16 protein-coding genes are annotated in these 24,367 nt (G+C 34.9%); 14 read left to right on the top strand and 2 right to left on the bottom strand.

Annotated elements, in window-relative coordinates; all coding sequences use genetic code 11:
• Positions 1–310 precede the first annotated feature (310 nt).
• The 14 genes from V7719_RS02025 to V7719_RS01960 all read left to right on the top strand — a co-directional run bounded on the left by V7719_RS02025 (position 311) and on the right by V7719_RS01960 (position 17,875).
• Positions 311–934 (top strand): GNAT family N-acetyltransferase, encoded by a 624-nt coding sequence (locus V7719_RS02025; protein ID WP_335728187.1) that lies wholly within the window; start codon positions 311–313, stop codon positions 932–934.
• On the top strand, positions 931–2,115 hold the full coding sequence (locus V7719_RS02020) for an argininosuccinate synthase (protein WP_335728186.1): 1,185 nt from the start codon (positions 931–933) through the stop codon (positions 2,113–2,115). The genes V7719_RS02025 and V7719_RS02020 overlap by 4 nt, the downstream gene beginning before the upstream one ends.
• Positions 2,112–3,089, top strand: a complete 978-nt coding sequence (argC, locus tag V7719_RS02015) for an N-acetyl-gamma-glutamyl-phosphate reductase (RefSeq protein WP_335728185.1) — start codon at positions 2,112–2,114, stop codon at positions 3,087–3,089. The genes V7719_RS02020 and argC overlap by 4 nt, the downstream gene beginning before the upstream one ends.
• 72 nt (positions 3,090–3,161) lie before the next feature.
• Entirely contained in the window at positions 3,162–3,962 is an 801-nt protein-coding gene (proC, locus tag V7719_RS02010) for a pyrroline-5-carboxylate reductase (RefSeq protein ID WP_335728184.1), read from the top strand.
• Entirely contained in the window at positions 3,959–5,086 is a 1,128-nt protein-coding gene (locus tag V7719_RS02005) for an aspartate aminotransferase family protein (RefSeq protein ID WP_335728183.1), read from the top strand. Before proC ends, V7719_RS02005 begins: the two co-directional genes overlap by 4 nt.
• Position 5,087: 1 nt before the next feature.
• Positions 5,088–6,023 carry an acetylornithine carbamoyltransferase gene (locus V7719_RS02000; protein WP_335728182.1) on the top strand — a complete coding sequence of 312 codons (936 nt, stop codon included), beginning with the start codon at positions 5,088–5,090 and terminating at the stop codon, positions 6,021–6,023.
• Between the two features lies 1 nt (position 6,024).
• Positions 6,025–6,801: an acetylglutamate kinase gene (gene argB, locus V7719_RS01995; protein ID WP_335728181.1), complete on the top strand. Its 777-nt coding sequence runs from the start codon at positions 6,025–6,027 to the stop codon at positions 6,799–6,801.
• Positions 6,798–7,862, top strand: coding sequence for a M20 family metallo-hydrolase (locus V7719_RS01990; protein ID WP_335728180.1), 1,065 nt, complete (start codon positions 6,798–6,800; stop codon positions 7,860–7,862). The genes argB and V7719_RS01990 overlap by 4 nt, the downstream gene beginning before the upstream one ends.
• A gap of 44 nt (positions 7,863–7,906) precedes the next feature.
• Positions 7,907–9,181 (top strand): argininosuccinate lyase, encoded by a 1,275-nt coding sequence (gene argH, locus V7719_RS01985; RefSeq protein WP_335728179.1) that lies wholly within the window; start codon positions 7,907–7,909, stop codon positions 9,179–9,181.
• 526 nt (positions 9,182–9,707) lie between these two features.
• Positions 9,708–13,028, top strand: coding sequence for a chemotaxis protein CheB (locus tag V7719_RS01980; RefSeq protein WP_335728178.1), 3,321 nt, complete (start codon positions 9,708–9,710; stop codon positions 13,026–13,028).
• Positions 13,029–13,113: 85 nt separating this feature from the next.
• Positions 13,114–16,221, top strand: coding sequence for a sigma 54-interacting transcriptional regulator (locus V7719_RS01975; protein WP_335728177.1), 3,108 nt, complete (start codon positions 13,114–13,116; stop codon positions 16,219–16,221).
• A gap of 371 nt (positions 16,222–16,592) precedes the next feature.
• On the top strand, positions 16,593–16,862 hold the full coding sequence (locus tag V7719_RS01970) for a hypothetical protein (protein ID WP_335728176.1): 270 nt from the start codon (positions 16,593–16,595) through the stop codon (positions 16,860–16,862).
• 45 nt (positions 16,863–16,907) lie between these two features.
• Positions 16,908–17,138 carry a hypothetical protein gene (locus tag V7719_RS01965; RefSeq protein ID WP_335728175.1) on the top strand — a complete coding sequence of 77 codons (231 nt, stop codon included), beginning with the start codon at positions 16,908–16,910 and terminating at the stop codon, positions 17,136–17,138.
• Between the two features lie 446 nt (positions 17,139–17,584).
• Positions 17,585–17,875 (top strand): HU family DNA-binding protein, encoded by a 291-nt coding sequence (locus tag V7719_RS01960; RefSeq protein WP_335728174.1) that lies wholly within the window; start codon positions 17,585–17,587, stop codon positions 17,873–17,875.
• A 407-nt stretch (positions 17,876–18,282) separates the two neighbouring features.
• On the opposite strand, the gene V7719_RS01955 is transcribed toward V7719_RS01960, so the two are convergent.
• Complete coding sequence (locus V7719_RS01955; protein ID WP_335728173.1) at positions 18,283–19,749, bottom strand: glutamate synthase subunit beta; 1,467 nt, start codon at positions 19,747–19,749, stop codon at positions 18,283–18,285.
• Between the two features lie 3 nt (positions 19,750–19,752).
• Positions 19,753–24,252, bottom strand: a complete 4,500-nt coding sequence (gltB, locus tag V7719_RS01950) for a glutamate synthase large subunit (protein WP_335728172.1) — start codon at positions 24,250–24,252, stop codon at positions 19,753–19,755.
• Positions 24,253–24,367 lie beyond the last annotated feature (115 nt).

Here is a 24,367-nt window from a genome sequence, read left to right as displayed (position 1 = left end):
AGCCATATGTTTACACTAAAACACAAATATAGAACACCGAGACCCACAGCACTTAATTTGGTCAAACGCCGTCGCTAATTCTACAGTTTAGCATCAAACTCTATATTCATTTTTATTATATTATTGTGTACAACTCAACTTTCGAATATCATTTACAAACGCTAATTATCTCAACAGATAATTCAAGTCTTGTACGCCGCTTTTTTCCGCGTCGCCCGTAAGGGCATATATCTATTTATAGAACTTAGGTGAGTCCGGTTCTGATTTCGAAAAAAATAAATCATATTTTTTAATTAAAAAATCAATTACAATGAAAATTGTTATTGCTGATAAATCACATAGTATTTACGCAGACATTATTTGCGAAACTATTGCTGATGCCGCACAAATTAGAGGTACAGGAATCGCCAAGCGAAAACCAGAATACATCATTACCAAAATGGAAAACGGTAATGCTGTGATCGCCTTAGATGGAGATCTATTCGCTGGCTTTTGTTATATCGAAGCTTGGGGCCATGGAAAATTTGTTGCTAATTCTGGATTGATTGTACATCCAGATTATAGAAATAAAGGTCTAGCCAAACAAATTAAAAAAGTAGTTTTCGAACATTCTAGAATTAAATTTCCAGATTCCAAAGTATTTAGTATTACAACTGGTTTAGCCGTTATGAAAATGAATAGCGACTTAGGCTATAAACCTGTGACGTTTTCAGAATTAACTGATGATCAATCCTTTTGGAAAGGCTGTCAAACCTGTAAAAATTTCGACGTCTTAACTAGAACTGAACAAAAAATGTGTTTGTGTACTGGCATGCTCTATGATCCTTCTAAAAAAGAGGAATCCAAAACTGCAGAACATAATTATGATAAAAAAGTATGGACAAGATTGAAAAACATCAAACAGTCAATGTTTCTAAAAAAAGATAAAAAATGAGCAAATTAGTAATTGCATATAGTGGCGGATTAGACACATCATATTGCGCTGTAAGTTTAAGTAAAGCGGGTTATGATGTTCATGCTGTAAGCGTAAACACTGGCGGTTTTTCTTCCAGCGACATCAAAACTATTGAAAGCAACGCCTATAAAATGGGTGTATCAACTTATAAAAACATTGATGCTATTGCGTCATACTATGATAAAGTCATTAAGTATTTAATCTTCGGAAATGTACTCAAAAATAACACCTACCCTTTGTCGGTAAGCGCAGAACGTATCATTCAAGCGATAGAAATTGTCCAATATGCAAAAAGCATAGATGCGAAGTATATTGCTCATGGAAGCACAGGGGCCGGAAACGACCAGGTTCGTTTTGATATGATTTTTCAAACCTTAGCACCAGAAATCGAAATCATCACTCCTATAAGAGATGGGAAGTTAACTAGACAACAAGAAATCGATTATCTTATTGCTAATGGTATAGACGCGTCATGGAACAAAGCCAAGTACTCAATCAATAAAGGACTCTGGGGAACTAGTGTTGGTGGAGAAGAAACATTAACTTCTGAAAAACCATTACCGGAATCTGCTTATCCTTCGCAATTAGAAAAAGAAGGTGAAGATAAAGTAACACTAACTTTTGAAAAAGGCGAATTAATCGCATTAAACGGAACTTCAAATGCACCGGAAAAGAATATAGAATTATTGAATCATTTGGCTTCTGCTTACGCTATAGGAAGAGACATTCATGTTGGCGACACCATTATTGGTATTAAAGGCAGAGTTGGTTTTGAAGCTGCTGCAGCATTAATCATTATTAAAGCGCACCACTTATTAGAGAAGCACACCTTGACCAAATGGCAATTACAACACAAGGATTATTTATCGAATTTCTACGGCATGCATTTACACGAAGGACAATATTTAGATCCTGTGATGCGAGATATGGAAGCGTTTTTACAAAGTAGTCAAGATAAAGTTTCTGGCGATGTTGTGGTGACTTTAAAACCTTATCATTTCAGTTTGGATGGCATCAAATCAAAACACGATTTAATGAATGCCAAATTTGGAAGTTATGGTGAAGAAAACAAAGGTTGGACTGCCGATGAAGCTAAAGGTTTCATTAAAATAAATGGCAACCAAAACAAAATCTATCAACAGGTAAATTCAGAATTATGATTAATGCGGGAATTATTGGAGGAGCTGGCTACACAGCAGGAGAATTGATTAGATTATTACTAAATCACAAACAAGCAACCATCGATTTTGTATATAGCACATCCAATGCTGGCAATAAAATCCATAAAGTACATCAAGATTTAATTGGCTCTACTGAAATGGGGTTTACCAGTGAAATCAACCCGAATGTAGATGTATTATTTCTATGTTTAGGTCACGGAAACTCCAAAGAATTTTTAGAACAACATACGTTTTCGAAGGATACAAAAATCATCGATCTAAGTAATGATTTTAGATTAGAACCTGATAAGGATTTTAATGGAAACGACTTTGTTTACGGTTTACCAGAATTACAAAAAGAAGCCATCAAAAAAGCAAATTATATCGCAAATCCAGGATGTTTTGCTACTGCGATTCAATTGGCATTATTGCCATTAGCTGATGCAAATTTAATTACAGAAGATGTTCACATCAATGCAGTTACTGGAGCTACTGGAGCAGGAACATCGCTATCTAAAACTACTCATTTCACTTGGCGAGACAACAACTTTTCGCATTACAAACCTTTTACACATCAGCATTTAGGAGAAATTAATCAAACGGTGTGTCAGCTGCAACATAGTTTTAATTCAGAAATTCATTTTATGCCAAATCGCGGCAACTTCTCTAGAGGTATTTTTGCTACAGCCTACACTGCATTTGAAGGTACTCTTGAGGATGCCAAAACGCTCTATAAAACGTATTATGAAGATGCCGCTTTTACATTTGTTTCAGATGAAGACATTCATTTAAAGCAAGTAGTTAATACGAATAAATGTATCATTCATTTGCATAAACACAATAACAAGCTGCTAGTTACAAGCATTATAGATAATCTATTAAAAGGGGCTTCCGGACAAGCCATTCAGAATATGAATTTAGCTTTTGGTTTAGATGAAACAGAAGGATTAAAACTTAAAGCTAATTATTTTTAAAAATAGCACTTGTGAACCGAGCATTTTTTAATGCGAACACATTTTACATTTAAAGACAATAAAAACACAAAAATGAAAATCGCAATTATAGGAACAGGAAATCTAGGAAAGTCTATCGCAAAAGGGTTGATTACCAACAATGCTATTACCACATTGTATTTAACAAAACGAAACTTGAGTGATATTCAGGAATTTGAAGGCTATAATAATGTTGTATTGACCACTGATAACACTGAAGCTGTAAAACAGTCTGATATATTAATTTTCGCAGTACAACCAGCACATTTTGAACAGATTTTAAATGACGTAAAACCCTATCTCAATGAAAATCACGTATTGATTTCAACCATTACAGGGTTCTTAATTCCAAAAATTGAAACTCAAGTTGGTAGCGATCAGTTTATTATTAGAGCTATGCCAAATACAGCGATTGCTGTTGGTAAATCTATGACCTGTTTATGTAGTAATAAAAAAGGAGAGAAGCGTATTAAAGTTGCTGAAGCTATTTTCAATAGACTTGGTCACACGTTAGCGATTCCAGAATCTCAAATGCAAGCAGCAACAGTGGTTTGCGCTAGTGGAATTGCTTTTTGGATGCGGTTGATACGCGCTACAACTCAAGCAGCAATCCAGTTAGGCTTTGATGCTAAAGAAGCTCAAGAATTAGCGATGTTTACTAGTGAAGGTGCTGCCAATTTATTAATAACAAATGGCGATCATCCAGAAGAAGAAATAGACAGAGTAACCACTCCAAAAGGCTGTACCATAGAAGGTTTAAATGAAATGGAACACAAAGGATTGAGCTCGTCTTTAATACAAGGAATGGTGGCTTCATTCAATAAAATCAACAATATTAAAAAGGAACAGATATGAGTTTATTTAATGTCTATCCATTATATAATGTCACACCAGTAAGCGCAAAAGATGTTTACGTTTACGACGATAATGATGTCGAGTATCTCGATCTTTATGGTGGTCATGCTGTGATTTCTATTGGGCATTCACATCCAAAATATGTGTCTGCAATTTCTAATCAGGTTGAACAATTAGGCTTTTATAGTAATGCCGTTCAAAATCCCTTGCAAACCCAATTAGCCGATAAGTTAGAAGTATTATCTGGATGCAAAGACTACCAGTTGTTTTTATGCAATTCTGGCGCTGAAGCCAATGAAAACGCATTAAAGCTAGCCTCGTTTCATAATGGTAAAACCAAAATTTTAGCTTTTAAAAATTCCTTTCACGGAAGAACCTCTGCAGCTGTCGTAGCAACAGATAATCCCAAAATAGTCGCACCAATAAACGCTCAGCAAGATGTGGATTTTGTAGAGTTAGGCGATTTAGATTCCGTAGAAGAAATCCTAAAACAAAACAAAACATGTGCCGTCATTATCGAATGCATTCAAGGTGTTGGTGGATTAGATGAAAGCACAGCAGAATTTTATGAAGGAATTGACATGCTTTGTAAAAAATACAATACATGTTTTATTGCAGATGAAGTGCAATCGGGTTTTGGTAGAACAGGTGATTTTTTCGCCTTTCAAAAATACAATATTACACCAGATATTATTTCAATTGCTAAAGGTATGGGGAATGGATTTCCAGTTGGTGGAATTTTAATTCATGCTTCAATTAAAGCGTCTTATGGTTTACTTGGAACTACGTTTGGCGGAAATCATTTAGCCTGCGCTGCAACACTTTCTGTATTAGATGTCATTGAAGAAGAAAACCTGATGCAGAATGCTTCAGACATCTCAGATTATTTTCGGGAGAAAGCAAAAGAATTACCAAAACTAAAAGCTATTAAAGGAAGAGGATTAATGTTAGGATTGGAATTTGATTTTCCAATTTCCGAACTTCGAAAGAGTTTACTTTTTAAACATCACATTTTTACAGGAAGCGCAAAAAACACAAACCTAATTAGAATTCTTCCACCACTAACGGTTCAGAAAAAACATATTGATAGCTTTTTTGATGCGTTACAAAAAGAACTAATTTAACATGAAAAATTACACAACTTTAAAAGATATACCGAACATTTCAGAACTCATAAAGGAAGCCATTTTATTAAAAATGAACCCTTTTGAGTATTCAAAATTAGGGCAACACAAAACTGTAGTCATGCTGTTTTTTAATTCGAGCTTGCGTACACGTTTAAGCACAGAAAAAGCAGCAAAAAATTTAGGAATGGACGTGATGATTCTCAATGTTAATGACGCATGGAATTTAGAGTTTGAAGATGGCACTGTTATGAATGTGGACAAATCAGAACACATTAAAGAAGCCGCTCAAGTCATTTCTCAATATGCAGATATGATTGCGGTTAGAGCATTTCCGAGTTTACAAGATAAAGCCAAAGATGAATCGGAATATATTCTGAATAGCTTCAAAAAATATGCAACGGTTCCTATTGTAAACATGGAATCTGCCACAGCCCATCCATTGCAAGCTTTGGCTGATGCGATTACCATTTCAGAATTAACAGAAAAAAAGACACCAAAAGTGGTGTTGTCTTGGGCTCCTCACCCAAAAGCTTTACCACAAGCGGTTGCTAATTCGTTTATTGAAATGATGCAGCATTTAGATGTCGATTTCTGCATTACGCATCCTGAAGGTTATGAACTTAATACTGAAATCACTCAAAACACACCTATAAATTACAACCAAGAAGCCGCTTTACAAGATGCCGATTTCGTCTATGTAAAAAACTGGAGCAGTTATAATGACTATGGGAAGATTCTAAATCAAGATGCGAAATGGATGATGACCAAAGAAAAATTAGGCAAAGCAAAATTTATGCATTGCTTACCTGTGAGACGAAATGTCGTTGTTGAAGATGCTGTTTTAGATGGCAATCAATCTGTTGTGATACAACAAGCTAACAATAGAACCTTTGCGGCACAAGTCGTATTGAAGCAACTATTAGAAAACCTATAAAATGAAAACACTAAAAATCATAAAAATAGGTGGAAACATTATTGACGACGGTAAAGCATTGGCATCTTTTCTAAGTCAGTTTGCACAGCTTGAAGGCCCGAAATTATTGGTTCATGGCGGTGGAAAACTAGCTACGCAATTGGCTCAAAAAATGAATGTTCCAGTACAAATGAATGAAGGTAGACGTATCACAGATAAAGACACTTTAGATATCATCACCATGGTATATGCTGGAAAAATTAACAAAACCATTGTCGCTCAATTACAAGCAAACAACTGTAATGCCATTGGGTTTTCTGGTGCTGACGGAAACTCTATTGTTTCAGTAAAAAGACCTGCTAAACCAATAGATTATGGCTTTGCAGGCGACATCAAACAGGTGAATACAAAAATATTAGAAGTTCTTTTGCATCATAACATCACTCCTGTTTTTTGTGCCATTACTCATGATAAAAACGGACAATTATTAAATACTAATGCAGATACGATCGCTTCAGAATTGGCTGTTGGTTTTGCAAAACACTTTAAAACAGAATTGTATTATTGTTTTGAAAAAAATGGTGTTTTAAAAGATATTACTGATGAAAATTCAGTAATTGAAAACATAAATACCGAAACCTATACAAGATTAATTGACGCTAGCATTATCGCAGATGGGATGCTACCAAAACTAAACAATTGCTTTCATGCTATAAACAATAATGTAGACAAAGTATGTATAGGAAAACCAGACATGCTTTTTAAAACTCATTCACTTTATACAACCATTCAAAAATGATAGAAAGACTTACAACAGAAGCTATTGCTTTATTGAAACAGCTCATAGAAACGCAGTCATTTTCTTCGGAAGAAGATAACACAGCTTTGTTAATCGAAAATTGGTTTTCAACGTATAAGATTCCTTTCAAAAGAACCAAAAATAACGTTTGGGCAACCAATAAACATTTTGATGAGAAGAAACCAACATTATTACTTAACTCACATCACGACACTGTAAAACCCAATAACGGTTACACCAAAGATCCATTAAAAGCCATTGTTGAAGACGGAAAATTATATGGTTTAGGAAGTAATGATGCTGGTGGTTGTTTGGTGTCTTTAATTGCGACGTTTACGCATTTCTATAGCCAGAAAAATCTAAATTACAATTTGGTAATTGTTGCTTCGGCTGAAGAAGAGAGTAGCGGCCCAGATGGTTTAAATAGCATGTTATCTGTCATTCCAAATGTAGATGTTGCTATTGTTGGAGAGCCTACATTAATGAATTTAGCCATTGCCGAAAAAGGCTTGGTGGTTTTTGATGCTAAAGTAAAAGGAACAGCCAGCCACGCTGCTCATCCCAATACTGATAATGCGATTTACAATACTATTGATGTCTTAAAATGGTTTCAGGATTTTAAGTTTGAAAAAAAATCACCGGTATTAGGCGATGTAAAAATGACAGTCACACAAATTAATGCTGGTAAACAGCACAATGCGGTTCCTTCAGAAGTGGACTTAGTGATTGATGTTCGTGTGAATGACAAATACAGTAATCAGGACATTGCAGATATTCTGACTAAAAAATCACCATGTACAAGTATTGAAGCGCGGAGTTTAAGATTGAATTCTTCATCAATTCCTATGCATCACGACTTGGTAAAAGCTGGTATCGAACTGGGAAGAGAAACTTACGGCTCACCAACTTTATCAGATCAATCCGTTTTGACTTGTTCATCATTAAAACTTGGCCCAGGAGATAGTACGCGTTCGCATACAGCAGATGAATTTATTTATCTCGCTGAAATTGAAGAAGGGATTAAAATATATATTGAATTGTTAAATCGAGTAATCGTTTAAACACTTCAACAATTTCACAATTAAACGATTAAACCACAGAAAACATGAAACTTTGGGATAAAGGATTTTCAATCGACAAAAAAATAGAACAATTTACTGTTGGTAATGACAGAGAAATAGATATACATATTGCCAAATATGATGTACAAGCCTCATTAGCACATGCGATTATGTTAGAATCGATTGGCATATTAACTTCGGAAGAGTTAGCGCAATTAAAAAAAGAATTACTATCGCAATCAGAATCTATTGAAAATGGGAGTTTTGTTATTGAAGATTCTTTTGAAGATGTACATTCAAAAATTGAATTTGAGCTCACAAAAACATTAGGCGACGTCGGAAAGAAAATCCACACAGCACGTTCGAGAAACGATCAAGTATTGGTAGCACTTCAGCTATATTACAAAGACAACCTAAAGCAGATTAACGATAAAACAAAAATGTTTTTCGATACGCTTTTAGGTTTAGCTCAAACTCATAAATCCCAATTAATACCTGGCTACACGCATTTACAAGTAGCTATGCCTTCTTCCTTTGGATTGTGGTTCTCTGCCTATGCCGAATTATTAATCGATGATGTGTATGTGCTCAACGCCGTTTCAAAAATTGTTGATCAAAACCCATTAGGCTCAGCTGCTGGCTATGGGAGCTCATTTCCTATTGATAGAGATATAACTACAAAGGAACTTGGCTTTTCAACCTTGAAATATAATGTAGTTGCTGCACAATTAAGTAGAGGAAAAAGTGAACGCGCAATTGCTAGTGCTCTTGGCGGATTATGTAATACCATGTCACGTTTTGCCATGGATATTTGTTTGTATATGAGTCAGAATTTTGGTTTTATCGGCTTTCCTGATGAATTGACGACTGGAAGTAGCATTATGCCACATAAAAAGAATCCTGATGTTTTTGAACTCATTAGAGGTAAGTGTAATAAAATCCAAGCATTACATACTGAAATGCTATTAATCACAAACAACTTACCAAGTGGTTACCATAGAGATTTCCAGTTATTGAAAGAGAATATCATCAATGCTTTTGAAGATGTAAAAGACATTCTAGACATCTTTAATTATGCTATTCAACAAATCATTGTAAAAGACATTGACCTCAACGATGACAAGTACAAATACTTGTTTACAGTAGACAGTATTAATAATTTAGTAGTTGAAGGGATGCCTTTCAGAGATGCCTATCAAAAAATTGGTAGTCAGGTGCAAGATGGCACCTATCAACCAGATTTAGGAAAAGAACATTCTCATATTGGGAGCATTCACAATTTGTGTTTAGACAAGATTAGGGATAAATTTCCAAGTTAGTTTTCAGGCAATATGAACATTAAACTTAATCTTAAGTAAATATAATCATTAAGTTAATGAGTAAATAAAATCAGTTAGTAAAAGTGGCTTAGAACTGGTTAATGCTTCTAAACGGCCAGGAAACATTAAAGAGCTCAAGGATATTATTGAACGCGCTTTTACTATAAATATTGGAAGCCAACTTCGTATAGTTAAATTGGTTTATTCACTTAAATAGGTGAAGAACCCCTAAGTGATGACCTTAAAACTGATTGCTATCTTTTTTGGAGTAGTAACACTCTGCATAATTGTTTCGGGTTATTAGTTTAATATAATTTGATAATCGAAAAAGCCCGCGAATAAGAACCCTTATAATTATTAGCTGGGATTTTCCTCTGGCCCCTTTCCTCTTTACTAACTTAGTTTTAGCCAACATAACTAAACATTCGTGAATACGTTATAACCAAAGCAAAAACAATAACATTTTAACCTAATTTTTTAACTAAAATAGCCTTAAATTGTTGGTAGTTATTTCACAACAAAAACTATGAAAAAACCAACTAAAGGAAAAATAGCAACTAATGAAACATTAGATTCATTAATAGATAAGACCATTAATTCAAAAAGTGGCCAGTTCCCAATTGTTGGTATTGGCGCATCTGCCGGCGGATTGGAAGCCTTGGAACAGTTTTTTGGAAGCATGCCCCAAGACAGCGGAATGGCTTTTGTTGTCATTCAGCACCTGGATCCCAATCATAAAGGCATGATGCCCGAGATATTGCAGCGAATTACTGAAATGAAGGTAATTATTGTTACCGACCGCCTTAAAATTAAGCCAAATTGTGTTTATGTAATTCCACCAAACAAAAGCATGTCGATATTAAAAGGTGCATTGCATTTATTTGAGCCGATTGAAACACACGGTTTGAGGTTGCCTATAGATTTATTTTTCCGTTCGCTTGCAGATGACCTCTCGGAACAAAGCATCGGAATCATTCTTTCAGGTATGGGTTCAGATGGCAGTTTGGGATTAAAAGCAATAAAAGAAAAAGGAGGAATTGTGTTGGTACAAGAACCTGAATCAGCCAAATTTGATAGTATGCCGCATAATGCCATTGAAGCGGTAACTGTTGATTTTATTGCTCCCGCCAACGAATTGCCTTCGAAGCTGTTAAGCATTGGCAAAATAGTTATAAGAAAAAATGGTATTACTAAATTAGAAAAAGACAGTAGCTCACTCGATAAAATAATTATTCTTTTACGCGCACAAACCGGAAACGATTTTTCGCAATACAAAGAAAATACGATTTATCGGCGCATCGAAAGACGCATGAGCATTCATCTCATAAGTACAATAGCGTCCTATGTAAAATTTTTGCAAAAAAACCCTGCCGAAATCGAAATTCTTTTTAATGAATTACTAATTGGTGTTACCAATTTTTTCCGCGATAGTGCTGTTTGGGAACACTTAAAAAATAAGGTTTTACCCAATATGTTTGCAGAATTGCAGCACAGTCAAGTACTCAGGGCTTGGGTGCCAGCCTGTTCTACCGGCGAAGAAGCATTTACACTGGCCATTATTTTTAAGGAAGCTGTTGAAAAATCAAAACTTGATAAGAATTTTACCCTTCAAATATTCGCCACCGACCTTGATAGTGATGCAATAGAACAGGCACGAAAAGGAATTTATCCGACAAGTATTGCTTCCGATGTATCGGCAACTCGATTGAATCGCTTTTTTGTAAAAACCGACAACCAATACAGAATAAACGCCGAAATAAGAGAAATGGTGGTGTTTGCTCCTCAAAACGTAATTAAAGACCCGCCGTTTACGAAGCTAGATATTCTTTCGTGCCGTAATATGCTAATTTATATGGATACCGATTTACAGAAAAAATTATTGTCGCTTTTCCATTATAGTTTGAATCAGAAAGGCATTCTGATATTGGGCACTGCTGAAACCAATAACGATAGGAAAGAATTTTTTACTAATGTTAATTCAAAATTGCGAATTTATCAAAGTACAGGTTCTCCAAAATCAGAAGAGCTTTTTAATTTCCCCAGCTCATTTTCCCAAACTAAAAAAAATAATGTAGAAAATAAAACTAAGGTTAAAACTTTAGATAATATTGAAGCCATTGCCAACGATTTGCTTTTACAACAATTTTCGCCTGCCAGCGTAGTCGTTACTAATATGGGCGACATACTTTATTTAACCGGTAATACCGGCAAATACCTTACGCCAGCAGCAGGTAAAGCAAGCATGAATATTTTTACGATGGCAAGAGAAGGCCTCCTAAACGAATTACCTGTTGCCTTTAGAAAAGCAATGCGGAATTACGAAAAAATTATTTTGCATAACGTAAAAGTAGGAACTAATGGCGGAACGTTAATCGTCGATGTTACCATTCAACAAATAGAAAAACCTTTGTCATTAAAGGGGAAAATAATTGTGATATTTAATGATGTTCCTTTTGATAATCAAAAAACGACACGGAATAAAAAAATAAAAGATACTTCCTCTGCCTTACAAACAGAATTTGAATTAAACATACAACGTTTAACTGAAGAATTGCAAACCACACGCGAAGAAATGCAGACGTCGCAGGAAGAACAAAAATCTACCAACGAAGAATTACAGTCCTCAAACGAAGAATTGCAGAGTACCAATGAAGAGCTTACCACATCCAAAGAAGAAATGCAAAGCCTGAACGAAGAGCTACATACGGTGAACGCTGAACTTCAAAGCAAAATTAGTGATTCGATACGGATAAATAACGATATGAATAATTTGCTAAACAGCAGCGAAATAGCAACTTTATTTTTAGACAAAGAATTGAAAATAACTCAGTACACATTTCATGCAACAAACATTTTCAAATTAATACGCAGCGATATTGGTCGAAATTTTACCGATTTGGCTAACAATCTGAATTATCCAGAATTAAACAGCGATGCCAAAGAAGTATTGCGCACGCTGGTGTTTAAAGAAAGAACTATTTCTACTAAAAACGGTCTTTACTATACCATTCGCATTATGCCTTATCGCACTATTGATGATAAAATTGAAGGTTTGGTTATTACGTTTATTGATATAACAGAATCTAAATTGCTAGAGATTGAATTGTTGAAGACTAAAAAACAATCCCAAGAACTTTTTGATTCGATGACAGAAATGGTGGAAACAATAGAACTTATTTATGATAAGCATGGTAAACCTATTGATTTTTATATTCGTGAAATGAACCTGTCTTTTGTAAAGTTTCTTGGCAAAACCAAGGATCAAATAATAAATAAAAAAGCATCCTCAATTATTGGTACCATAGAAGAACATTGGCTGACCTCATTTGCTAATGTTGACAAAACGGGAACATCAAGTAGTTTTGAAGATTATGGGGTTGAATTTGATAAGTATTATTACGTTACCGTTTGGAAAGTCTCTAAGAACATGGTGGGTGTGTCATTTACAGATGTTTCCCAACGTAAACTTTCAGAAAATATCTTGCTAGAGACCAGAGTATTGCTTCAAACATTCATAAAGAAAGTGCCAAGTGTTATTATAGGTTTGTCTTCCGGTGGAGAAATTATAGAGTTTAACCCCAAAGCTGAAGAAGTTTTTAAACGTAAACGTACTGATGTAATCCATAGAAATTATTTTGATTTGTTTATTCCTGAAGGCCATCGAGAACAAGTGGAATCGGATATGAAAGATATGTTAGCGGACGCTTTACCCAACAAATTTGAAAACCTTGTGAAATCGGCAACCGGCGAGCAACTTAAAATTGAATGGACAGCACATAAACTGTTTGATGAAAAAGGTGTTTTAACAGGGGTTATTACCATTGGCGAAAATATTACAGCGTTATGAAACGAGCATATACAAAATTTTATCAGCAAGTAAATGATCAATAGCGAACAGCATGTGACTATTGAAAAACAATAAATGTAAACACATGAAAAAGGAAACCAAAAAATCTATCGATGCTAAGGTAATTCGACGGAAAGCTGAAGAACTATTGAAAAAAAAGCACAGCAATAAATCAGTTGCGTTAACAGAAACCGAAACAATAAAGCTGGTGCATGAGCTTGAAGTGCACCAGATAGAATTAGAAATGCAGAAGGAAGAACTGGAACTTGCAAAGGAAAAAGCAGAAACCAATGCTGAAAAATATACGAACCTTTATGATTATTCTCCTGATGGAAAATTTACACTTAACAGCAATGGTGAAATTTGCGAGTTAAATTTTAACGCCGCAAAAATGCTCAACAAGGAGCGTTCAAAATTGATAAATAGTAACTTCAATTTTTTTATTGCCTTGGAAAACCGTTCCCTTTTTATAGATTTTTTAGACAGAATATCAGGTACCAATACCAAACAAAACTTTGAAGCAAGGCTCGTTATAAATGAAAAGCCATCTACCTTTATACATATTGAAGGAATTCTATTAGAAAATGAGAAGAAATACCTTTTAACGGCTTTTGATATAAGCAAGCAGAAGCACGCCGAAAATGAGCTCATTAAAGCTAAAGAAAAAGCAGAAATAAGTGAGAAATATCTTGATAATATCATCAACAATATTGGTGATCCTATTTTTGTTAAAAACGAAAATAGCATTTTAACTCTTGTGAATGATGCGTTTTGCACACTCTTTGAAAAGGAAAGAGATGACATTATTGGTAAAACACTTGCAGAAGATGTTGCACTCGATGAAAAGGAAGAGTTTTTAAAGATAGATAAGCAAGTCTTAAGGACCGGAGAGGAAAATATAAACGAAGAGTCAATTACGGTTAAAGGGAAACCAACCAGAACAATTTCTACAAGAAAAGCGAGATATATTAATCCCAATAATGAAAAGTATCTTATTGGCGTAATTCGAGATATTACCAAAAGGAAAGAATCTGAAAAAGAATTAAGGGCAAGTGAAGAAAGAATCACGATATTTACTCAAAACGTCCCAGATTTTTTATTGCAAATCGATAGCACTGGCAAAATTAATTATATAAATAAAACGCTTGAGGGTTTAACACAAAAAGATGTAATTGGGTCTTCTGTGTATTCTTGGATTCCAGAGGAATTTTCCGAAGAGTTTAAAGATAAAGTGGCAAAAGTTTTTAGATCTGGAGGGAGTGAAATTATGGAATATCGTGGCAATGGATTAAAAGGTGAACCTATATGGTTTGAATCCAAAATAGGTCCATTTGAAAAATCTGGTATAATAACTCAGGTGATAATTGTCTCAAGGGATATCACTGAACGTAAAAAAGTGGAAGAGGAATTGCGAAAGACTGCTCAGTTGCTCGAAGCTTCACAGACTGTTGCGAAGCTAGGGGGATGGGAACTAGATTTAGCGACTAAAGATCTGTTTTGGACCTCCGAGACCTACCACATCCACGAAACATCTCCTGATGAGTTTAATCCAACGGTAGATGCTGGTGTCTCCTATTTTCTACCCGAATCACGCCAAATCATCTCTGAAGCCTTGCAAGTAGCAATGGAGCGTGGAGAAGGCTATGATTTAGAACTCGAAACCTATACCACAAAGGGCCGACTTATCAGTGTTCGTACTACATGTGAAGTGACATTAAAAGAGGGAAAACCAGTTAAGTTAACTGGTATTTTTCAAGATATTACTGAAAGGAAAGCTGCTGAAGAACATCTTAAAAAAACGTTTTCACAGCTTAATCTGGTGGTAAAGACGGCCAAGTTAGGTGTATGGTCTTTTGATGTAAATACTGGTGAAGTGACTTGGAATGATAGACAGTATGAAATACACGGAATAGCTCCGTCTGAATTTGATTTAACCTTGGAATCCTATAATAATTTTGTGCATCCAGAAGATTTGGAGTATTTGTTTGATCAACAGGCAGAGGTATACAAAAATAAATCAGTTTATGATATTAATTTCAGGATCATTCGCCCTGACAAAGAAGTTAGATATATTAATGCATCTGCAACTCCTGTTAATATTGATGGTGAACTGGATAGAATAATTGGGGTCAATGAAGATATTACAGAACGTAAAAAATCTGAAAAAGAATTAAAGAATGCGTTAAATAAGCTGACAGAATTAAAACAGGAAATCGAAGCCGAGAATATTTATTTAAAAGAAGAATTAAAACTGGAAGGCAGTTTTGATGAAATTGTTGGTTCTAGCAAATCCTTGAGAAAAGTGCTAAAGGAGGTAGAACAGGTAGCCAAAACGGATTCGACAGTTCTTATCTTAGGAGAAACTGGCACTGGAAAAGAGTTAATTGCCAAAGCCATTCACGAAGCAAGTGAAAGAAAACACAAGCCCTTGATTAAAGTTAATTGCTCCGCACTTCCGGCAAATTTGATAGAAAGCGAACTGTTTGGACACGAAAAAGGCGCTTTTACTGGTGCTATAAATCGAAAAATTGGACGATTTGAATTGGCTAATGGAGGCACACTATTTCTTGATGAAATAGGTGATTTACCAGTTGGCTTACAATCACGTTTATTGCGTGTATTGCAGGAAAGTGAGTTTGAACGGGTAGGCGGTGAAAAGACCATAAAAATTGATGTTCGTATTATTACTGCAACTAACAGAAATTTGGCTAATCAGGTATTGGAAAATAAATTTAGACAAGACCTCTACTATCGTTTAAAGGTTTTTCCAATTACGTGTCCACCGCTAAGAGAGCGTATTGATGATATCGCGAGTCTGGTTCATCATTTTGTAAATAAATACAACCATAAAGTAAATAATAAAATAAAAACGGTAAATCAAAAAACCATTGAGCGATTAATGCATTACAATTGGCCTGGAAACATAAGGGAACTGGAGCATGTCATCGAACGTGCTGTTATAGTTAATCAAGGAGGGCAATTGCGATTGGGCAATTGGTTTATGGATGGTAAGTTTGATAATGTAGTCTCCGATGATCTAACAACTTTGGAAACTGTGGAACGGGATTATATCATTAAAGTATTAGAGATAACCAATTGGAAAATACGGGGTAAGAATGGGGCTGCCGAAATATTAGGACTAAAACCTACAACGTTAGAATCACGAATGAAAAAAAGGGATATCAGAAGGTAAAAATAAGATTGAAATAGATTATTAAAACTCCGATATTTCGTGTAAACACGAAATATCGGAGTTTATTTTTGTAATACAGACAGCAATCTGTTTTTTACTGAAATTTATTTGATTGATATTCAATTAGATAAAGGCCAACATTCTTATTAATGAAGGTTTGGCATTTTTTTTGAACAGACATAATTAATATAGCACCAATCTATTATCATGAAGACTGTCCAATATTTGAAAAAATAAAAATATTAAGCTTAAAATCGTTTTAGTTAATTCTTGAGTTATAGCAGACAATCTCTAAAAGCCCTTAACCACTTATATATTATAAGATTGAAACATCCTTATTAATTAATTCATAAAGTTTAAAACTTTCAATCATGAAAAAACTTTATGCAATTTTATTTTTAGCGGTTAAAATTAGTAAAATGGACATAAATAAGGGTGATATGCAAAAACCTCAGGATCAATCAGCTGGAATGGGGTTCATAGGGACTAACGAAAATGAGATATGCCAACGAGAGTTAATAGCAGATTACATAGTTAAAAAACTAACCAATGTTAGCGAGAATCTTGTTTGCTACATAAACGGCTGCGTGAACATTAGAAATAAAGACAAATGTTTATGTGACGAACATTTAATTGGCTAGATTATATCTAAATCATGGCTATCCATATGAAATAAATATTTTATTATGAAAACTAAAGAAAGAACTATAGCAGTTATTTTATTCGGTTGGTCTGTTGTTCACGGCTTTTTATATTTTAAGAGTAACGGTTATTACAGTCGTAACTATTTTTGGCCTTTTGATAAAGAACCAAGTTTTTATAGTCAGTATAATTTTGATGAGTTTTTTGCATACGCAGTAGTGCCTTGGTTAGCTTTTTTATTTTATAAACTTCTCTACCGATATTTTAAAATATAAAATAATACACAAAAAGCATTAACAGTAATTTGATTACCTCGTTATATTAATAAGAACCATTAAATATTAATAAAGTGATGAGACAACAAAACCAATTGGAAAATACATGATAAGAATGGGGCTGCCGAAATATTAGGACTGAAACACACTACGTTAGAATCACGAATAAAAAAAAAAGATATATCAGAAGGTAAAAATAAGATCGAAACAGATTATTTAATCTACGATATATCGTGCATATACGAAATATCAGAGGTTATTTTTGTGATACAGGTTGTCATATAATTTTTTATAAAATATTTATTTTATTGATAATCAGCCTATTAATATTTTTTCTTACTAATAATGACGACTTGGCATTAAAATTGACACTGATACAAAAGTTATAGCTAAAATAGCACAAACTATTATTATAAAGACTGACCAACATTTAAAAAATAAAAATAATGACTAAAGCTGATATTGTAACTAAAATTTCTGATAAATTAGGAATTGAAAAAAATGATGTGCTGGCAACTGTAGAAACATTAATGGCCGAAGTTAAATACTCACTAGAAAGTGGTGATAACGTTTATTTAAGAGGATTTGGTAGTTTCATTGTCAAAACCAGAGCAGAAAAAACAGGTAGAAATATTTTAAAAAATACGACTATTCTAATTCCAGCTCACAACATTCCAGCATTTAAACCTGCAAAAGTATTTTTGGAAGCTATAAAAGCTAATGTTGAAGTAAAATAAAAACATATTTAATTTTCTCATTAAATCAGTATTGAATTAATATAGATATTGTTAAACCCTAGATTAATTAATAGCAGAACGACAAGTTCGTTCATTACCCCCTGAGAAGTGCACTAAAAATAGTGCACTTTTTGTTTTCATAAAAAGGACTGCATTGCCATAATCTAAAGCTAATTTACTGCTTTATATTTTCGCTGAAAGCGATCTAAATGCAAATGACTTTAACAATTATTACAAGGTCTAGGAACAGAACACTCACCTATTGGAAGCATCCATAATTTATATTTAGAGGAGATTAGAGCCAAGTTTCCAAAATAAAAAAAAGCATCTAAAAATAGATGCTTTTAACTCCACTAAAATAATTAGACTCAACCCTAAAACTTAATCATAGTAGAAATATTTTTGGTTTACACTCTAGGCAAATCACTATCATCTTTCAATGGCAAATGTGATTCTCCCATTAAATAAGCATCCACGTAATGTGCTGCTTGACGCCCTTCAGAAATAGCCCAAACAATCAACGATTGACCACGACGCATATCTCCTGCCGCAAAAACCCCTGGAACATTCGTTGCATAATCTTTTGTTGACGCTTGAATATTAGTTCTGAAATCCATGTCTAAACCAAATTGTTCAGCTAATGTTTTTTCTGCACCCGTAAATCCTAATGCCAATAAAGCTAACTCACAATCCCACTCTTTTTCGGTATTTGGTATTTCTTTTAATTGCGGACGCTCACCTTCCTTAAAAATCCATTCAACTTCAACCGTTTTCAAGCCTTTTAAATTTCCGTTGTTGTCACCAATAAATTCTTTAGTTGAAATGCTAAAAAAGCGTTCAACACCTTCTTGGTGTGATGATGTTGTTTTCAACCTCATAGGCCAATATGGCCATGGCTGATTTGCAGGACGACCTTCGGTGGGCTTACTTAAAATCTCGAAGTTGGTTACTGATTTTGCGCCATGACGATTAGATGTTCCTATGCAATCTGAACCCGTATCACCTCCTCCAATCACAATAACATTTTTATTTTCAGCAGAAATGATAGCTTCAAAAGCTACCAATCCATCAACACATTGATTATTCAACTTTAAGAAGTCCATCGCTTGTGTAACGCCTTTTAAATCCGCACCAGGAATGGGGATACTTCGCCTAACGGTTGCTCCACCACATAACACAATAGCATCGAATTCGTCTTTCAATTTATTAGCATCAACATTTTCTCCAACATGTGCATTAGTTGTAAACGTAATGCCTTCTTCTTCTAAAACCTTTACACGCCTATCAATTACGGTTTTCTCCATTTTAAAATCTGGAATTCCATAACGTAATAAACCACCAACTTTTTCATCACGTTCAAAAACCGTAACGGTATGACCTGCCCTATTTAGCTGTTGCGCTGCCGCTAATCCTGCCGGCCCAGAACCGATTACAGCAACTGTTTTCTCTGTTCTCAATTTTGGCGGATTTGCCGTTATCCATCCTTCTTCAAAAGCTGTTTCAACAATGTTTTTCTCAATATTCTCAATCGAAACAGGATCTTCATTGATACCTAATACACATGCTTCTTCACATGGCGCAGGGCATAAACGACCTGTAAACTCAGGGAAATTATTAGTTCTATGTAAAATTTCAGCAGCTTCCTTCCACTTGCCTTTGTAAACTTTATCATTAAAATCTGGAATTAAATTCCCCAACGGACAACCACCATGACAAAACGGAATACCGCAATCCATGCAGCGTGCGCCTTGATCTTTCAACTTATCCTCTTCAAGCGGAATGGTAAATTCTTTATAATTTTTTATACGCTCTTTTGGGGATTGATATGATTCATCCTGACGCTTATACTCTAAAAATCCTGTTATCTTTCCCATGGTTTAAGCTGTTTCTAATTGTTCTTTTTCTAATCTTAATAAGGCTTGTCTGTATTCTTCTGGAAGTACTTTTTTGAACTTCGGAAGATAGACTTCCCAATCTGCTAATATGCGTTTTGCTAACGGACTTGTCGTCGCCATATAGTGGCTCTCTATCAATTGCCTAAGCTGATTAGCATCAGCTTCAAATTCTATTGGATCAATATTTAAATCTGCCGAGTTACAGTTTTGCTTGAAGGCATCATCACTATCTAAAACGTAAGCAATTCCACCACTCATTCCAGCTCCAAAATTTCGACCTACTTCTCCCAAAATTACTGCAATCCCTCCTGTCATATACTCACAACCATGATCTCCAATACCTTCCACAACAGCTTTAGCTCCTGAATTTCTTACACAAAAACGCTCTCCTGCTTTTCCGTTAATATACACTTCTCCAGCAGTTGCCCCATATAGAGTTACATTTCCTGTAATGATATTATCTTCAGGAACAATAGTGCTTTCTACTGGGACTTTGATAATCAATTTTGCTCCAGACAAACCTTTTCCTAAATAATCATTAGTATTACCATGTACAGTAAAACTCAATCCTTTGGTAGCAAACGCCCCAAAACTCTGTCCGGCAGAACCGTTAAAATCAATATTTATAGTCTCTTCTGGCAAACCATCTGCTCCATAAATTTTAGAAATTTCATTACTTACAATAGCTCCCACAGCACGATCTACATTTGTAATTGGTAATTCTAAATGTGTTTTTTGTCTTCTAAATAAAGCTTGATGCGCTTGCTTAATAATTTTGAAATCTAAATGCGCCTCCAAATTATGATCTTGCTGTTCGGTATTATATAATTTAGTACCTGCTGGCACATCAATTTTATGCAAGATTGGTGTTAAATCAATACCTGAGGCTTTATAATGTTCAATGGCTTTATTTCGATTTAACTTTTGCACTTGACCAACCATTTCATTAATCGTTCTAAATCCGAGTTTCGCCATAATCTCACGTAATTCTTGTGCTACGAAATACATATAGTTAACCACATGTTCTGGTTTTCCTTTGAACTTTTTACGCAATTCTGGATTCTGTGTTGCGATACCAACTGGACAGGTGTTTAAATGACACACACGCATCATAATACAACCTGAAGCCACTAAAGGCGCCGTTGCAAAACCAAACTCTTCCGCTCCAAGCAAACAGGCTATCGCTACATCACGACCCGTTTTTAATTGTCCGTCGCACTCTAAAACTATTCGATTTCTCAAATCGTTCATTACTAAAGTTTGTTGTGCTTCAGCAATTCCTAATTCCCAAGGCAAACCTGCATGTTTTTGTGAAGTTAAAGGTGTCGCTCCTGTTCCGCCATCAAAACCAGCTACTAAAATAACATCGGCTTTGGCTTTGGCAACTCCAGCAGCTACTGTTCCTACACCAATTTCTGATACCAATTTCACATTGATTCGCGCTTCGCGATTTGCCGATTTAACATCATAAATTAATTGTGATAAATCTTCAATAGAATAAATATCGTGATGTGGTGGTGGTGAAATTAAGCCTACATATGGTGTTGAGTTTCTTGTTTTAGCAATTTCCGGATTTACTTTCGGACCAGGTAATTGACCACCTTCTCCAGGCTTAGCTCCTTGAGCAATTTTTATTTGAATTTCACTTGCACTGGTTAAGTAATTTGATGTGACACCAAATCGACCAGATGCGACTTGCTTAATGGCAGAGTTTTTCCAATCCCCTTGCGAACTCTTATAGAAACGTTCTTGATCCTCTCCACCTTCACCAGAATTAGATTTCCCACCAATTCTATTCATAGCGATCGCTAAATTCTCGTGAGCTTCTTTACTAATAGAACCATAAGACATCGCTCCAGTTTTAAAACGTTTTACGATTGCTGTCCAAGGCTCTACTTCTTCTAATGGAATAGGGTCAAATTGATCAAACTCAAACAAACCCCTAATCGTCATCAAACTTTCAGATTGGTTATTAATCAATTCTGAATACTCTTTGAAAGTAGATGCTTTATTAGTACGAACAGATTCTTGAAGTTTAGCAACTGTTAACGGATTAAACATGTGTTTTTCTTGTCCGCGTCTCCATCTGTATTCACCTCCAACTTCAATATCAACATTGGTGTCATTAACCTGAAATGCTTTTTTGTGACGCTTAACTATCTCTTGCTCAATCTCTCTTAAACCGATACCCTGAATACGAGTTGGTGTATTTGGAAAATACTTTTCTACAGTCGCTGTGTTGATTCCAACACATTCAAACAACTGTGAACCACGATAAGAGTTTAAGGTTGAAATCCCGATTTTGTTCATCACTTTTAGAATGCCTTTTCCAACTGCTTTATTGTAATTTTTAATCGCAGCCAAATATTCTAAATCAGTAACATCTTTACTGTTGATTTGTTCTTGTACAATTTCGTTTACGATATATGGATTTACAGCACTAGCCCCAAACCCAAATAACAAAGCAAAATGATGTACTTCACGAGGTTCGGCAGATTCAATAATTAAACTAATCTTAGAACGTTTTTTTAATTTGTGTAAGGCATGATTTAAATACGAGCATGCTAAAAGCGCAGGAATAGGCGCATGATTCTCATCAACATACCTATCAGATAGGATGATAATATTAGCGCCTTCGTCAATCGCTTTAGAAGCCTTAGTTACTAAATTTTCTAAAGCAACTTCTAGCTCATTTAAACCCCTATTCACTTCATAAAGCATAGAAATCGATTCTATATTAAAATCCGGATTAGAATCGTAATTTCTAATTTTGTCTAAATCATGTTTTGAAATTACTGGGTTTTGAATTTTCAGTTTTTTGCAATGTTCAGGGTTAATATCAAATAAGTTAACATCGCAACCTAAAGTGAGACTGATATCTGTAATTAACTCTTCTCTAATTCCATCTAAAGGCGGATTAGTAACCTGAGCAAATAACTGTTTGAAGTAGTTATAAATTAATTGTGGACGTTCAGACAAAATCGCAATAGGCGTATCACTTCCCATAGATCCAATTGGCTCTTTTCCCAATTGTGCCATTGGTCTAATGATGGTATTTAAATCTTCCTCTGTATATCCAAAAACAATTTCTCGCTTTTTTAAATCAATTTCATCGTATAGAATAGGTCCCTTTTTCGCTGAAATATCACGTAAATGAATCAAATTATCATCAAGCCATTCTCGGTAAGGATGCCTCGACGCGATTTCTTCTTTTATTTCTTCGTCGTTGACAATTCTTCCTTCATTCATATCTACCAAAAACATTTTTCCTGGCTCTAAACGACCATGAAACTCAACATCTTCGGGTTTAATATCAACGACTCCTGTTTCCGAAGACATAATCACATTACCCTTCTTAGTAACAGTATATCGTGAAGGACGCAAACCGTTTCTATCCAAAACAGCACCAATAAAATTACCATCGGTAAACGGAATAGAAGCTGGTCCATCCCAAGGTTCCATCAAACAAGAATTGTATTCGTAGAATGCTTTTTTAGCATCAGACATGCTTGGGTTTTTCTCCCAAGCTTCTGGCACGAGCATCATCATGGTTTCAGGCAATGAACGCCCAGACATTAATAAGAGTTCAACGACCATATCTAAAGTTGCTGAATCTGATTTCCCCTTTAAAATGGTAGGAATGATTTTTTTGATATCATCACCAAAGGCATCACACTTCATGATCTCTTCACGCGAAAACATGCGAGAGACATTTCCCCTTAAGGTATTGATCTCACCATTATGACAAATGTATCTAAACGGTTGTGCTAAATCCCAGGTTGGAAATGTATTGGTTGAAAAACGCTGATGAACTAATGCTAAACGCGTGTCTAATGCCGAATTAAATAAATCCAAATAGTACTCATTAATATGTTCTGGTTTTAATAAGCCTTTAAAAATGATGATTTTTGTGGACAGACTGGGCACATAAAAGAATTGAGATTCTGATAATTTAGAATCATATATGGTATGCTCTGCAATTTTTCGTGCAGCAAACAATTTCAGATTAAATGCTCTTTCTGATTGGCTTTCATCTGACTTCCCTATGAAAACTTGTCTCACAAAAGGCTCTGTCGTTTTTGCGATTTCTCCTAAAACCCCACTATTCACCGGAACATCTCTCCAACCAATGAGTTTAAGACCTTGGTTTTTAATTTCGGTTTCAAATATATTAATACAATAGTCTCTTTGATTATCCTTTTTAGGAAGGAACACATTACTAACAGCATACTCACCTGCCTCTGGCAATTCAAAATCACAAAATATTTTAAAAAACTTATGCGGAATATCAATTAAGATTCCTGCTCCATCACCAGTTACACCATCAGAACTGACAGCGCCTCGATGTTCTAGTTTCACTAGAATTTCAAGCGCTTTATGAATAATATCATTAGAACGCTTACCTGTTAAACTACATATAAATCCTGCACCACAATTATCATGTTCAAATTCTGGTAAATAAAGTCCTTGTTTCTTCAGCATAATTCAGAAAAATTTAAAGGCTTCTTCAACCTTATTATACAACTAATATAGCCCCTTGAACTTGATTAAAAAAAAAGCGGAAACACTTTTCAAGAATTCACAAAAGGACTCTGTT

This window comes from Psychroserpens sp. (assembly GCF_036960315.1).
Taxonomy (GTDB): Bacteria; Bacteroidota; Bacteroidia; order Flavobacteriales; family Flavobacteriaceae; genus Psychroserpens.
This window is presented reverse-complemented; position numbering and strand designations above follow the sequence as displayed.